General features: G+C 67.3%; 15 protein-coding genes. 5 read left to right on the top strand and 10 right to left on the bottom strand.

Annotation, left to right across the window (positions count from 1 at the left end; translation table 11 throughout):
* Nucleotides 1-16: 16 nt before the first annotated feature.
* The gene (locus C8258_RS10455; protein WP_106955172.1) at nt 17-1,006 is read right to left on the bottom strand and encodes an RNA polymerase subunit sigma-70; all 990 of its coding nucleotides are present in this window, start codon (nt 1,004-1,006) and stop codon (nt 17-19) included.
* Between the two features lie 150 nt (nt 1,007-1,156).
* Here C8258_RS10455 and C8258_RS10450 point away from each other — a divergent pair, with 150 nt between their 5' ends.
* Together C8258_RS10450 and C8258_RS10445 are read left to right on the top strand one after the other, a co-directional pair.
* Nucleotides 1,157-1,807, top strand: coding sequence for a dihydrofolate reductase family protein (locus C8258_RS10450; RefSeq protein ID WP_106955171.1), 651 nt, complete (start codon nt 1,157-1,159; stop codon nt 1,805-1,807).
* Entirely contained in the window at nt 1,804-2,343 is a 540-nt protein-coding gene (locus tag C8258_RS10445) for a DUF1697 domain-containing protein (RefSeq protein ID WP_106955004.1), read from the top strand. Before C8258_RS10450 ends, C8258_RS10445 begins: the two co-directional genes overlap by 4 nt.
* A 244-nt stretch (nt 2,344-2,587) precedes the next feature.
* Here the strand turns inward: C8258_RS10445 and C8258_RS10440 are convergent, their stop codons facing one another.
* Nucleotides 2,588-3,253 (bottom strand): TetR/AcrR family transcriptional regulator, encoded by a 666-nt coding sequence (locus tag C8258_RS10440; RefSeq protein WP_106955003.1) that lies wholly within the window; start codon nt 3,251-3,253, stop codon nt 2,588-2,590.
* 95 nt (nt 3,254-3,348) lie between these two features.
* Here C8258_RS10440 and C8258_RS10435 point away from each other — a divergent pair, with 95 nt between their 5' ends.
* Entirely contained in the window at nt 3,349-4,053 is a 705-nt protein-coding gene (locus C8258_RS10435) for an SDR family oxidoreductase (protein ID WP_106955002.1), read from the top strand.
* 72 nt (nt 4,054-4,125) lie between these two features.
* Here C8258_RS10435 and C8258_RS10430 read toward each other — a convergent pair whose 3' ends face one another.
* Nucleotides 4,126-5,418, bottom strand: coding sequence for an NAD(P)/FAD-dependent oxidoreductase (locus tag C8258_RS10430; protein WP_106955001.1), 1,293 nt, complete (start codon nt 5,416-5,418; stop codon nt 4,126-4,128).
* 111 nt (nt 5,419-5,529) lie between these two features.
* On the opposite strand from C8258_RS10430, the gene C8258_RS10425 reads away from it, so the two are divergent.
* Entirely contained in the window at nt 5,530-6,387 is an 858-nt protein-coding gene (locus tag C8258_RS10425) for a LysR family transcriptional regulator (RefSeq protein ID WP_106955170.1), read from the top strand.
* A gap of 53 nt (nt 6,388-6,440) precedes the next feature.
* Here the strand turns inward: C8258_RS10425 and C8258_RS10420 are convergent, their stop codons facing one another.
* From C8258_RS10420 to C8258_RS10400, 5 genes are all read right to left on the bottom strand, one after another.
* Entirely contained in the window at nt 6,441-7,088 is a 648-nt protein-coding gene (locus tag C8258_RS10420) for an ATP/GTP-binding protein (RefSeq protein ID WP_083871019.1), read from the bottom strand.
* The gene (locus C8258_RS10415) at nt 7,063-7,413 is read right to left on the bottom strand and encodes a DUF742 domain-containing protein (protein WP_036504052.1); all 351 of its coding nucleotides are present in this window, start codon (nt 7,411-7,413) and stop codon (nt 7,063-7,065) included. Before C8258_RS10415 ends, C8258_RS10420 begins: the two co-directional genes overlap by 26 nt.
* Entirely contained in the window at nt 7,410-7,838 is a 429-nt protein-coding gene (locus C8258_RS10410) for a roadblock/LC7 domain-containing protein (protein ID WP_051024835.1), read from the bottom strand. Before C8258_RS10410 ends, C8258_RS10415 begins: the two co-directional genes overlap by 4 nt.
* Nucleotides 7,838-9,319, bottom strand: coding sequence for an ATP-binding protein (locus C8258_RS10405; protein WP_304598375.1), 1,482 nt, complete (start codon nt 9,317-9,319; stop codon nt 7,838-7,840). Before C8258_RS10405 ends, C8258_RS10410 begins: the two co-directional genes overlap by 1 nt.
* A 304-nt stretch (nt 9,320-9,623) precedes the next feature.
* Complete coding sequence (locus C8258_RS10400; RefSeq protein ID WP_106955169.1) at nt 9,624-10,649, bottom strand: aminoglycoside phosphotransferase family protein; 1,026 nt, start codon at nt 10,647-10,649, stop codon at nt 9,624-9,626.
* 113 nt (nt 10,650-10,762) lie between these two features.
* Here C8258_RS10400 and C8258_RS10395 point away from each other — a divergent pair, with 113 nt between their 5' ends.
* Entirely contained in the window at nt 10,763-11,170 is a 408-nt protein-coding gene (locus tag C8258_RS10395) for a DUF1707 domain-containing protein (RefSeq protein ID WP_106954999.1), read from the top strand.
* An 80-nt stretch (nt 11,171-11,250) separates the two neighbouring features.
* Here C8258_RS10395 and C8258_RS10390 read toward each other — a convergent pair whose 3' ends face one another.
* Together C8258_RS10390 and C8258_RS10385 are read right to left on the bottom strand one after the other, a co-directional pair.
* On the bottom strand, nt 11,251-12,210 hold the full coding sequence (locus C8258_RS10390; protein WP_036504049.1) for an electron transfer flavoprotein subunit alpha/FixB family protein: 960 nt from the start codon (nt 12,208-12,210) through the stop codon (nt 11,251-11,253).
* 41 nt (nt 12,211-12,251) lie between these two features.
* A complete protein-coding gene (locus tag C8258_RS10385) occupies nt 12,252-13,037 on the bottom strand; it encodes an electron transfer flavoprotein subunit beta/FixA family protein (RefSeq protein WP_036504046.1) in 786 nt (261 codons plus the stop codon).
* Nucleotide 13,038: the final 1 nt, after the last annotated feature.

The raw sequence follows: 13,038 nt of genomic DNA, 5'->3' as shown, positions 1-13,038 counted from the left end.
TGTCGTACTCGAAGCCCTATCGACTCGGCAGCGTGCGGGGCAGCCCGAACCACGGCAGCACGGTGCTCTCGAATCGGGTCAGCGCGCTGATGCGCTCACCGACGAGCGACAGTACGTACAGTCCGGTCCCGTGACTGCTGCCGTCCGTGCCGCGCAGGTAGGCGCCGAACGCCGGTTGGCCGTTGGCCCGCGTCGGAACCAGGTCGAATCGCCGCCCGGCGGCGAAGATGTCGGCGCAGAAGCGGCCGGCGACCTCACGGCCCACGTATTCGAACGGGATCGGCGGCATCGAGATGAAGACGTCGTCGGTCAGCAGTCGCACGAGCGCGTCCACATCGGCCGATTCCCACGCGTGCGCGAATCTCGCCACGACGGCCTCCTCGTCCGCCGATCCCGGGGCCGGTGATCGGCCGGTCGGGCGGCGGCGCTCGAGTGCCGCGCGGGCCCGGGCGAGGGCACTGTTGACCGAGTCGACGGTGGTGTCGAGCATCCGGGCGGTCTCGGTCGCGCGGAATCCGAGGACATCGCGCAACACGAGGACGGCGACCTGCCGCGGCGGCAGCAGTTGCAGTGCGGTCAGGAATGCCAGCGAGACGGACTCGCGCTGCTCGTAGCGTGCCTCCGGGCCGGGAGGCGCCTGCTCGAGCAGTGCGTCGGGGCAGGGCTGCAACCACACGACCTCGCCGAGCCGGGAGGGCTCCGGTGGTTCCACATCGGGCACGTCCCACTCCTTCGCCCGGCGCCGGCCCGAGGCCCGGCGCGCGTTCAGACACCGGTTGGTGGCGATCCGATACAGCCAGGTGCGCAACGAGGAGCGCTCCTGAAATGCGCCGATGCCTCGCCACGCGGCCAGGAGCGTGTCCTGCAGGGCGTCCTCGGCATCCTGGAACGAGCCGAGCATCCGATAGCAGTGCACCTGTAACTCCGCCCGGTACGGCCCGGTCAAGGCCCGAAACGCCGCACCGTCGCCGGCGCGCGCCGCTGCCATCAGGTCGCCGGTCGCCACCACGTCACCCTCTTCGTCTGTCATGACACACCTCCACCGAATATGGACACCGCGGCGGCGGTGAATGTGTCGGTCCGGACGCGACCATTTCCGCCGATGCGGCGGTGTCTGTCTCTGTGGCAGTTCGCCACCGACGAGAGGAGCACCGCCATGGGAAAGATTGTCGTCTTCGAGAATGTGTCGCTCGACGGAGTGACCCAGGATCCGACCGGTGAGGAGGGTTTCGGCGCCGCGGATTGGCGTGCGGCGCTGTCGCCGGAAGACCACGCGGAATGGGCCCGGCTGATTCACGACGATGTGCTGGACGCGCAGGCACTGCTGCTGGGCAGGCGCAGTTACGAATACTTCGCCGCCCGGTATCCGCGGCGCACCGGCGCGACCGCGGACCGGATGAACGGTATGCCGAAATACGTTGTGTCCGCGACGCTGTCGGATCCCGAGTGGAACAACACGACCGTGCTGCGGGGCGATCTCACCGAGCAGGTGTCGAAGTTGAGGCATCTGCTCGACGGTGAGATCCGGGTCTACGCGAGCACCGAACTGGTCCATGCCCTCCTGGCGAGTGGCCTGGTCGACGAGCTGCGATTGGCCGTGTTCCCGGTGGTGGTGGGCGCCGGCAGTCGCCTCTTCGAGCACGGGGACGACGCGCTGCCGGTGACACCGCGGCCCCTGCGTCTCACCGGTATCCGGCCGGTGGGCGCGGGGCTGGCCCATCTCACCTACGCCCTCGCGCGAGCCTCGTCCGCGGAGTCGGATCGAGGGCTTCGGTGTCGGTGGCGCCGGGTAGCCTTCCGCTCATGAACCGGTATGCGGCCTGGTTGCGGGGGATCATGCCCAGCAACCCGAATATGCGCAACGAGAAGGTGCGGGCGGTCTTCGAGGGACTCGGCTACGAGGGCGTCGGGTCGGTGCTGGCGAGCGGGAATATCGTCTTCGGCAGCACCGAAACCGATATCGCCGCAATGGAATCGCGTATTCAGGCGGCGTTGCAGGCCGAGCTGGGCATCGCCGGGGGCACCATCATCCGCAGCCGCGACGAAGTGCAGAAACTGGTCGATTCGGATCCCTTTCCCGGCCTCACGCACTGCCGCGGCACCTACCTCACCGCGACGTTCGTGAAGGACCGCGCGGGCTCCGCGCCGCCCGAACTACCCGGTGACCTGGCCTCGGCGGTGCGGATCGTGCGCTTCGACGAACCGGCGCGGGCCCTGCTGGCGGTCATCGACAACTCCGTCGCGGGGACTCCCAATCACATGGCGTGGATGGAGACCGTCTACGGCAAGGACATCACCACCCGCACCTGGCTCACGGTGCAAAAAGTGCTCGCCAAGCTGTAGTTTTTCCTTCCTGAAGTCTTGACTGGAGAAGAATCTGGAGGAGACTTAGTAATACACCGGAACACCGGAAATCATCACGTAGTCGATCGAGACGTTGATCGACCAACGAGATGGTTTCCAGGATCTGGCCAGGCCCCCGGCAAGCCAGTCGAATATCCAGAACAATCAGCGACGACTGAAGTTCAGGTATCGATGGAGACTACCGGGGACTGCTCTGTCCGGGGGGTCTTCGGCCGAATGTCCTTCACCCGAGAGTCATTGCCGCGCGGACCTGTTCGGGGTCGAGCGCGCTGCCCGGCAGGGGATGGGCGGCCTCGGCGCGTAAGCCGTCGAGCAGGACCGTCAGATGCCGGCGCCACGCCTCGGGGGCGACGTCGCGCACGCCGTCGGTCGCCCGCACCACCGACCACAGCAGCAGACCGAGATCGGTTTCGGTGATGTCGCTACGCAGCTGCCCGGCCTCCTGCGCCCGGGCCACCAGTTGCCGGAACAGGGTGTGGCCCTGATGTTTCGCCACCTCGATCGGACTGTCGGCGGGCAGTGAGTACACGCAGATATCGGTGAAGCCGCGATCGTTCGCCTGCCACTGCGCCAGCTTCATCAGATGGTCGACCAGGCCCGTCCAGGGGTCGTCCGCCCGCAGTGCCTCCTCCGCGCTGCGGCCCGACGCCACGACCAGCTCGAGCAGCGCGTCGTCGATCAGCGCTTCGCGGGTGGGGAAGTGGTTGTAGAGCGTGCCGATGCTGACTCCGGCGTCGCGCGCGATCTGATTCAGCGAGGCGTCGAGGCCCTCGGCCGTGAACCGCCGCCGGGCCGCCGCGGCGATCTTGTCCCGATTGTCCCGGGCGTCACGACGCCGCGGCCGCGCGCCGACGGTCGCATCCCCGGTGCTCGCCACCTTCTCGGCCATGGCCTCACCCTAACAACTTGAAAACCCACTCGACTTGGCCTTAACTTGAGAGGGTGCTCAAATTGAGCGCCCTCTCATATTACGGAGGTTCGGTCATGCCACATCTGGCAGTGTTCGGTGCCGGTCCCGCGCTCGGATTGTCGGCAGCGCTGCGTTTCGGGCGTGCGGGCTATTCGGTGACCGTGATCGCGCGCAACCCCGAGACACTCGAACGGTTGCGGGCGCGGCTCGCGGCCGAGGAGATCGAGGTGGATGTGCTGCTCGCCGACCTCGCCGACGACACCCGGGTCGACCACGCACTCGCCGAACTGCAGGCGGCGCACGGGCTTCCGGACGTGGTGATCTACAGCCCGGGCGATGTGAGCCGGCTACCGGTGGATGCGTTGTCGCTGGACGCGGACACCTTGCGCAGCTGGTTGCCGATCAACCTGACCACCCCGGTGCGCATCGCGCACGCGCTGGTGCCCGCGATGGCGGCCCGCGGCTCCGGCGCCGTCCTCATCGCTCAGGGGGGATCGGTGCGCGAACCGCAGGCGGCGCTGGCCAGTTCGAGCGTGCCGCAGTCGGCCCTGCTGAACTATCTGCACTCGATCGACCAGCAGGTGCGTACGAGCGGCGTGCGGGTGGGCGCTCTGCTCATCAGCCGCCTCATCGAAAACAGTGCGGCACAACAGCTGTTCGATTCCGGCCGCTTCGCCACGGTGGAACCCAACGACATTCGGCGCGTACATCCCGATGTCCTCGCCGAGGATCTGTTCACCATGGCCACCACCGACGCGGAAGTCGAGCGGGCGGCCTGAGACTCCGCCGCCGCGCGTTCCGGCCCGCATCGTTGTCGCGGGCCGGAAGGTGGAACTTCGGTGGGAATGACGCTAAGCCGCTTGCCGGTTCTCGGGAACCGTCGTCGTCCGCGGCTTGTCGCTCTCGTCGAAGCCCGGGCGGCCCGTGCCGATGAACGCCACCAGCCAGGACAGGACCGCGACGAAGCGGTTGCGGAAGCCGACCAGGTAGAAGAGGTGGACGGCGAGCCAGGTGGCCCAGGCGATGGTGCCGGTGAACTTGACGCGGTCGTTGATCTTGGTGACCGCGCTGAACCGGCTGATCACCGCCATCGAGCCCTTGTCCCAGTACACGAACGGGGTGCCGGGCTGCTTCTTGCGACGGATGATGTCGGCGACGTGGCGGCCTTCCTGCATGGCCGTCGGCGACTGGCCCGGATAGCCGTTCAGCGAGGTCATATCGCCGATGGCGTAGATATCGGCGTGCCCGCCCACCGTGCAGTCCGGGTTGATGAGAAGCCGTCCGGCACGGTCGGTTTCGCAGCCGGTGGCCTCGGCCAGCAGCGTGGCGAATCCGCCGGCCGCCACACCCGCCGACCACACCACGGTCTCGGCGCCGATACCGCGCTCGACACCGTCCTTGGTCTTCACGGTCACCTTGCCGGCCTCGATATCGGTGACGAAGGTGTCCAGCAGGACCTCGACGCCGTTGCGGCTCAACGAAGTGCGCGCATACTCCGAAAGGCTGCCGCCGAACGGCGGCAGCACCGCGCCGGCGCCCTCCACCAGGGTTACCGAGATCTCCTGGTGGTAGTGGCGTTTCGCGAGCTCCTTGAGCTGGCCGGCGACCTCGACGCCGGTCGGGCCCGCGCCGACGACCACGAAGCTCAGCAGCCGTTCACGGGTTTCCGGATCGGCCTTCGCCGCCTCGGCGAATACGCGCTCGATCTGCGCCCGCAGCAGGGTGGCATCGTCGATGGTCTTGAGCGAGAACGTCTTCTCCGCGAAATCGTCGCGGCCGAAATACGACTGGGTGGCCCCGGTGGCCGCGATCAGCGAGCCGTAGCGAATCTTGCGCGGGCCCTGCTCGGTGTCGTAGGTGAGTACGGCGGCATCGGCGTCGATATCGACGACCTTGCCCAGTCGCACATCCGAGCCCTTGTGCCGGCGCAGGATCTGCGCGATCGGCGGGGCGATATCGGTGGACGGGAGCACACCCGTCGCTACCTGATAGAGCAGCGGCTGGAACAGGTGTTCCGGCGTCGCCGAGATGAGCACGTAATTGATTCCCGATTTGCTGAGCTGCTTCGCGGCGGCGAGCCCGCCGAACCCCGAACCCACGATGACCACATCGGTGGTTTCGATTCCCGCATCCACGTGTTGCATGACAGCCTCCTTCTGTCATGAGTAAACGCGATTCATAGGCTGGATGTTTCGGGGGTCAGGGCGCATAATATTGATGACTCTTATCTAGATCATTCATGAATGGAGATCTTGATGGAACTGCGTCAGCTCACCTACTTCGTCGCGGTGTGCGAGGAGTTGAGCTTCAGTCGCGCCGCTGTGCGCTGCTTCATATCGCAATCGGCTATCAGTCATCAAATCGCGCGGCTCGAACATGATCTTGGTGTTCAGCTCTTCGAACGCTCCACGCGCTCCGTTGTTCCGACCGAGGCAACCATTCGGCTACTTCCCCTTGCGAAACAAATGCTGAGCCTCGAATCCGCTATTCGCGCAGCTGTACGCGACTCGGGGCCGCGCATTCGCCTGGCGGCGAACATGTCTTTCGCAACAAGATCGCTATCTGCGATAGCCGGAGCACGCGAAGCGCATCCGGGTGCCGAAATCGAGTTCGTCATCAAGCCTTTCCGGCAGCGCATCGCCGCGGTCGCGGACGGCGACTGTGATCTTGCTCTCATCAGAGGCAGTGTCGAACAGCCCGGTCTCACGGTCGAACAGCTGTGGGTGGAGGACCTCGTGATCGCCGCCTCCACCGCCCACCCGCTGGCCGGCCGCGGTGATGTGACATTGGCCGAGTTGGGGAAATATCCGCTGCTGCTGCCCCCGGAGGCGGAACAGGTGCTTCTGCACAACGTCGTCCGGCACGCGTTCGCCGAACTGCCGACCCGGCCCAGTTACGGTCCGCCGATCCCCCCGGATCACACCGCGACGATGGAATTGATCAACCGGCCGGACGCCTGGACCATCCTGTACGCCGACAGTGCCACCGAAGGTATCGCCACCCTGAAACTCGCGGGCCGGCCGCTGCGCATTCCGGTGTCGGCCGTGCTCCGCGGCGATATCCGGCGCTCACCGATCCTGACCACCCTGCTGGCCGCTCTGCACAGCTCCTGATATGAACAACGCCGCACCGGAGGCCGGTGCGGCGTTGCTCGGGTCGGAAACGTTCAGGATCGCGGTTCGAGCCGGTGGAACAGGAATTCCACCAGCGTGATCAGCGAGCGCAGGCAGGTGCCGCGGTCACGGGCGTCCAGCGCGGTGAGCGGGGTGCCCGGTTCCAGATCGAGCGCATCGCGGATCTCGCTGAGCGGGAAGCGATGCGCACCGTCGAACTCGTTGATGGCCACGGAATACGGCACGCCGCGTTCCTCGAGGATGGACAGCACCTCGTCCGCCTTGTCGATGCGGCGGGTGTCGACCAGTACCAGCGCACCGAGTGCGCCGTTGGCCAGCTCCTCCCACAACGGCAGGAATCGGCGCTGCCCCGGCGTACCGAACAGATACAGCGCCAGTTGCGGATTGAGCGTGATGCGCCCGAAATCCATGGCCACCGTGGTGGTCTGCTTGCCCGGGAGTCCGGCCATATCGTCGATACCGACGCTGGCCTCGGTAATGGTCTCTTCCGTACGTAGCGGACGGATCTCCGAGACGCTGCTGACGAACGTGGTCTTACCGACGCCGAAATTGCCTGCTACCAACAGCTTCACCGACCGTGTGACCGTTTCCGGTACATAGTCGACCGTACGGTCGGTCACAGCGGCGGGTCGTTCGGACAGGGCAGTCGGGCGCTCAGACGGCGAGAGCGCGGAGCCCATTCAGTACCTCCTCGAGCAGGGCGACCTCCGGCACATAATCCGCCGGGGTCGGGTTGACCAGATGGCCGCTGTCGAGCAGGTCCGATACCACGATCTTCACTACCGAGGGCGGCAGGTCGAGATATGCGGCCACCTCGGCGAGCGACAGTGCAGCGTGCCGACTACAGACGTTCAAAACCCGGCGCGCGTCCGGACTGGCACCGGGCGTCGGATCCTGTGCTGCCACAACAAGTGTCACCAGGTCGACCGAACGACTCGCACGGGTACGTCCGCCCGTGCGTACGTAGGCACGGACCAGGTCGGGATCGCGCCGGTGCTTGCTCATGCCCGATCGCTACCGGGCCTGTGGCGGGGCAGGCTGCCGAGTTCGCGGCCGACTCTGACAGCGAGTTCGTTCATCCGGTGCGCGACCATGCTGACGTCGACGTCGGGCATGGTCGAGACGCCGATCAGGGCGCCCTCACCGGCTGCGGTGATGAAGATCATGCCCTCGTCGTACTCGGTCATGTTCTGCCGCACCGTATTCGCGGGGCCACAGAATTCGCTGAGGGCCTTGCCCAGGGATCTGAGGCCCGAGGCCGCCGCGGCGAAGCGTTCGGCGTCGTCGAGGGAGATGGCGCCGACGTGGGCGATGCGCAGGCCGTCTTCGGACAGTAGTACGGCGAATCGGACGCCGGGAACGGTCAGATCCTCGAGCATCCACGACAGCTTGTTGTCGCCGTCGGTCACAGTGGTGCCGGGTGTGGCCATCAGGATGTCATCCCTTCGGAGTTGTCATGTGCGGCTGCACGTCCGCTGGTGGAACCGGTCTGCCAGGCTTCGGCGATATCGACGCGGGGCAGGCCCGTATCGGTATGCGGCTGTCCGGTGTCGGTGCGGGGCCCGCGGGCGGAGGCGGGCAACGCCACGCTGCGCCGCCGCCGGCGCGGCAGCCCGCCCGGCGTGATCTCGTGCACCGTGGACGACTGACCGGTCGGTGTCGGGTCCGCGGCCGGCAACGGTTCGGCCTCGGCGACCGGGGCGGCCGGCGCCGGGGCGAGGCTCACCGGAGCGGGGCTCATCGGGGCGGGGGCAGCATTGCCGCTCGCGACCGCGGCGGGTGCCGCGGCGACCTCGATCGGTGTGGAAATCGGTGGGGCCGTGACGCTTTCGAGGTTGTCGGGCCGGGCGGCCAGCAGCCCCTCGGGTACGTAGACCATCGCGCGCATACCACCGTAGATATTGGGGCCGTCGATGTACACGGTGAAGCCGTAGCGGCGGGCCAGCGCGGCGATGCCCGGGAAACCCACCCGCGGGGTCGGGCCCAGCTGATGGATGTCGACGGTGCGCTCGCCGGCGAGGACCTGGCGGGCCTCCTCCATCTGCTCGGGGTTCATCCGCACACCGGCGTCGTCGATGATCACCGTCAGGCCGTGGTGGCCTTCCTGGAAGGTGACGTCCACGAACGAGGTCGGCGGCGAGTACCGCAGCGCGTTGTCCAGCAGCGTGGCCAGCGTGTGCACCAGCGGTTCGACCGCACGGCTGATGATCACGCGGTCGAGCTGCTGCGGCCGGATCCGGGTGAAGTCGCGGACGCGGCCGATCGCGCCGCCGACGATGTCGGTCAGCGACTGCTGCGGCCAGCGGCGGCCGGGCAGACCGCCACAGACGATCACGTACGACTGCGCCTGGCGGATCATCTGCTGGACGCTGTGGTCGATGCGGATCAGCGTCTCGTAGACGTCGTCACCGCGGTGCTGGCGCAGCGCGGCGCTCACCACCTGGCCGACGTCGGCGCCCAGGCTGACCACGGAGGTACCGAACGCGCGCACCGCGGCGCTGGTCGCCTCGCGGGAGGCGTTCTCGACCTGTTCGCGGATGCTGGCCTCGGTGGCGGAGATCGCCTGCTGCTTCTCGTATTCCAGCTCATGGCTGGTGCGTTCATGGGTTTCGGCGGCCACTCGGTGCAGGTCGTCGGCGTAACGCTCGGTCAGCCGCTGCAGCAGCTGGGCGAAGCGAGAACCGCCGCGGTCGATGGCGGGCAATTCGACCGTCGATTCGGCGCGGCGCACCGAGTCGGCCACCAAACCCATTGTGGTGCTCGTGAAATGTTCGAGCTCGTCCTCGTGGGCGCGCAATTCCGCCTCGGCACTGCGGGCGCGGGCGCGCTGCTGCGACGCGTAATACGCGGCATACAGAGCTCCCGCGATCGTCAGTATCAGAATTGCGGCGAGGATCCACGAAAGAGTCACGGCGGTAGCTTGATTCATCAGTTCCCTCGGTGCCGGATTTCCGGCCGCTTCGTCCTTCCCTACTCGACGACCGCGAACGACGCGGCCGGGATAACACTCAGGTCGGACGGCGGGAACGCGGCAGGCAGGATGATACTGCACCTAACCTGAATGGGACCTCGAAGCGCTTACCGGACAGGCGAATTCACCATCGACCTACCGGTGGAGGATCCCGATCGGCCCCAGCACCCGACGACAGCAAAGATAGCAGCAATTCCGGGTGGCAGCGACCGATTCGTTATCTACGGCTCGGTAGGGAATATGTTCATCGCCGGTGTTTCGGACTCGGCGGGTTCACCGGGCCTCGATTCACCTCGAAAGACGCCGCGACGGCGTGCAGTGCGGTGGCGACGGCGAGGTGTAACCGCAGGTCCTCGGATGCGTGATCATCGACGGCCCAGGATATTTCCTCCATTGCCCGCAGAAACGCCCACCGCCATGCTCGTCCGGGGTCGACGCCGGTGGCCGCGGCCGTGGCGGTGACCATTCGTTTCGCGTGCTCGGCGGTCGGCAAGCGCTGAATCCGAATCATGATCAGGAAGCCGACGTCGAATGCGGCCTCGCCGAGATACGGTTTCGGGTCGATCAGTAGCCACGGCTCCCGTTCGGCGGCAACGATATTGCCCAGGTGGGTATCGCGATTGACGACGACCGGCGGTTCCCGCGGCCGGGACAGTTCGTCGCATCGCGCCGTCGCGGCGTCCAGCAGGGTGGACGGAACGGCGTGGACCAGTTCGGGTTTCGGCTGTCCGAAGCGGACCGTCCAGTCGGCGATCACGGAGGAAACGGTGGGAATGTCCGGATAACCGGCGGGAAGTGTGACGGGCGGGCGGCGCAGACGCCGATACAACCGGCAGGCCAGATCGACTTTGTCCGCATGTTCCGGCAGACCTTCCAGGCTGGGGAATCCGGGCTGCGCCAGCAGTGGCGTACCCGGCCGCGCCCACTCGAGCAGCAGGGCGCCGCTGCCGGGATCGTAGTCGTGCAGGCGGATCGCTCCGTCGCCGTCGTAGCAGTACAGCCCGGCCGCCTCACCCACGTTCTCCTCGTCGACCACCGGAATCTTCAGCACCGCCACCGAATCGTCGGCGCGGCGGACGGGAGCGGCATAGGAATGGGTGCCACCGGCGAACGCGGAGCCGAGCGGCGTCAATTGCCAGCGTGCGCACAGGGTCTCGACACGCTCGGGAAGTTCGGCGAGCCAGGTCCGCCCGCGCGCGCCGAAGACCGTGCTCACGGTCTCGACGACCTGGGGTGGGAGTGCGATCGGCGGTCCGGTCGGAGTCGGCACCGCCTCAGCCTGGCCGAGCGCGGCGGGGGAGCGCAAGCGGATTACCGCCTGCCCGTGGGGGTTCCGGATGATGTTCCCCGGCGCATGGCGAGGGTCGCCTCTAGGCTGGGCCCGTGGGAAACGAGCACGTGCGGGCCTCGGACGCGGACCGGGAGGAGATCGTCGAGCGATTGCGCTCGGCGATGAACGAGGGGCGATTGAATCTCGCCGAATTCGACGACCGGGTCCAGCAGGTCTATGTCGCGCGCACCTACGGGGAGTTGTCGCCGATCCTGTCGGATCTGCCGGCGGTGCGGGAGCGGCCGGGCGCCGCCCGGGCCGGGCGGGTGCCGCCCTGGGTGCTGATCATGTGGACGCCGTGGGTCTTCGTCAACATCCTGTGCGTCGTGATCTGGCTGGCCACCGGCGCCGGATACTTCTGGCCGTTCTGGGTCGAGGTGCCGTGGGGGCTCGCGCTGTGCATACCGACCGTCATCGGCATCACTGTCGGCAGCAACCGGACGCCGCGTCCGCCGGACTGAATCCGCGAACGCAGACGGCTCGCCGAACCGATACCGCGAGGTACCGATTCGGCGAGCCGTACTCCCTGCAGGGGTCTCGATCAGCCCTTGTGGGTCTTGACCGCCTCGGTCAGCTGCGGCGCGACGTTGAACAGGTCGCCCACGATGCCGTAGTCGCTGATCTCGAAGATCGGCGCCTCTTCGTCCTTGTTGACGGCGACGATGGTCTTCGAGGTCTGCATGCCGGCGCGGTGCTGGATCGCGCCCGAGATGCCAAGCGCCACATACAGCTGCGGCGACACGGTCTTACCGGTCTGGCCGACCTGGAACTGGCCCGGGTAGTAGCCCGAGTCGACGGCGGCACGCGAGGCGCCGACCGCGGCACCCAGCGCGTCGGCCAACGGCTCGACGACCTTGTGGAAGTTGTCCTCGCTGCCGACGCCGCGACCACCGGAGACCACGATGGTGGCCTCGGTGAGTTCCGGACGGTCGCCACCGGCGACGGGCTCGCGGGAGGTCACCTTGGTGACGCCCTCTTCCTGAGCCGGAACCTCGACGGTCACCTTCTCGCCGGCGCCGGCCTGCGGGGCCGCCTCGATCGCGCCCGGGCGCACCGAGATCACCGGCACGTCGCCGGTGGCCTTGGCGTCCACGGTGAACGCGCCACCGAAGATGGAGTGCACGGCGGTGCCGTCGGACTTGACGTCGATGACGTCGACCAGCAGGCCCGAGCCGATGCGGGCGGCCAGGCGACCCGACACCTCCTTGCCCTCGGCGGACGCGGCGACCAGCACGGCGGCCGGCGACGCCGACTCGACCAGACCGGCCAGCACGTCGACCTTCGGGGTGACCAGGAAGCCCTCGACGTCGTCGGACTCGGCGACGTAGATCTTCTCGGCACCGGCCGAGGTCAGCGCGTCGGCCAGCTTGTCGGCGGTACCGGGCGCACCCAGCACGACCGCGGCCGGGGTGCCCAGCGTGCGGGCGGCGGTGAGGAGTTCGGTGGTGACCTTCTTGGGGGCACCTTCGGCGTGCTCGACGAGCACGAGTACTTCTGCCATGTTGCTTCTCCTGAAGTCTGTGGTGATTGCGCTCGGTGGGCTCAGATGACCTTCTGGCCGATGAGGTACTGCGCGACCTGGTTGCCGCCCTCGCCCTCGTCGACGACCTTCTCGCCCGCGGTGCGCGGCGGCTTCGGGGTGACACCGGAGACTGCGGTGCCGGCATTGCCCACGCCGACGGTCGACGGGTCGATGCCCAGGTCGGCCAGCGTGAACGTCTGCACTTCCTTCTTCTTCGCGGCCATGATGCCCTTGAAGGAGGGGAAGCGGGGTTCGTTGATCTTCTCGGTGACCGAGACGATGGCGGGCAGGTTCGCCTCGAGCTTGAACACGCCCTCGTCGGTCTCGCGCTCGCCGGAGATCTTGTCGCCGTCGACGGTCAGCTTGCGCAGGTGGGTGAGCTGCGGGATGCCCAGGTACTCGGCGATGATGGCCGGCACGGCGCCGGCGCGGCCGTCGGTGGCCTCGTTACCGGCGATGACGAGCTCGATGCCTTCGATCTGGCCCAGCGCACCGGCGAGCACCCACGCGGTCTGCACGGCGTCGGAGCCGTGGATGGCGTCGTCCTTGACGTGGATGGCCTTGTCGGCACCCATGGACAGCGCCTTGCGGATGGCCTCGGTGGCACGCTCGGGACCCATGGCGAGAACGGTGACCTCGCCGCCCTGGGCTTCCTTGATCAGCAGAGCCTCTTCGACGGCACGCTCGTTGATCTCGTCCAGGATCGCGTCGGCGGCCTCCCGGTCGAGGGTGTAGTCACCATCGCTGAGCTTGCGCTCGGACCAGGTGTCGGGAACCTGCTTGATCAGTACGACGATGTTCGGCATT

It is taken from the genome of Nocardia sp. MDA0666, assembly GCF_003023875.1.
Classification (GTDB): domain Bacteria; phylum Actinomycetota; class Actinomycetes; order Mycobacteriales; family Mycobacteriaceae; genus Nocardia; species Nocardia aobensis.
The sequence above is the reverse complement of the archived record's forward strand: the minus strand, read 5'-3'. Positions and strand labels throughout refer to the sequence as shown.

What these genes read in the sequence shown, in the direction of transcription:
- C8258_RS10410 (WP_051024835.1), bottom strand. Translation starts at nt 7,838, where the DNA reads ATGGCCACACCCGGCACCACTGTGACCGACGGCGACAACAAGCTGTCG.
- C8258_RS10415 (WP_036504052.1), bottom strand. Translation starts at nt 7,413, where the DNA reads ATGAGCAAGCACCGGCGCGATCCCGACCTGGTCCGTGCCTACGTACGC.
- C8258_RS10420 (WP_083871019.1), bottom strand. Translation starts at nt 7,088, where the DNA reads ATGGGCTCCGCGCTCTCGCCGTCTGAGCGCCCGACTGCCCTGTCCGAA.
- C8258_RS10390 (WP_036504049.1), bottom strand. Translation starts at nt 12,210, where the DNA reads ATGGCAGAAGTACTCGTGCTCGTCGAGCACGCCGAAGGTGCCCCCAAG.
- C8258_RS10425 (WP_106955170.1), top strand. Translation starts at nt 5,530, where the DNA reads ATGGAACTGCGTCAGCTCACCTACTTCGTCGCGGTGTGCGAGGAGTTG.
- C8258_RS10435 (WP_106955002.1), top strand. Translation starts at nt 3,349, where the DNA reads ATGCCACATCTGGCAGTGTTCGGTGCCGGTCCCGCGCTCGGATTGTCG.
- C8258_RS10430 (WP_106955001.1), bottom strand. Translation starts at nt 5,418, where the DNA reads ATGCAACACGTGGATGCGGGAATCGAAACCACCGATGTGGTCATCGTG.
- C8258_RS10450 (WP_106955171.1), top strand. Translation starts at nt 1,157, where the DNA reads ATGGGAAAGATTGTCGTCTTCGAGAATGTGTCGCTCGACGGAGTGACC.
- C8258_RS10440 (WP_106955003.1), bottom strand. Translation starts at nt 3,253, where the DNA reads ATGGCCGAGAAGGTGGCGAGCACCGGGGATGCGACCGTCGGCGCGCGG.
- C8258_RS10445 (WP_106955004.1), top strand. Translation starts at nt 1,804, where the DNA reads ATGAACCGGTATGCGGCCTGGTTGCGGGGGATCATGCCCAGCAACCCG.
- C8258_RS10385 (WP_036504046.1), bottom strand. Translation starts at nt 13,037, where the DNA reads ATGCCGAACATCGTCGTACTGATCAAGCAGGTTCCCGACACCTGGTCC.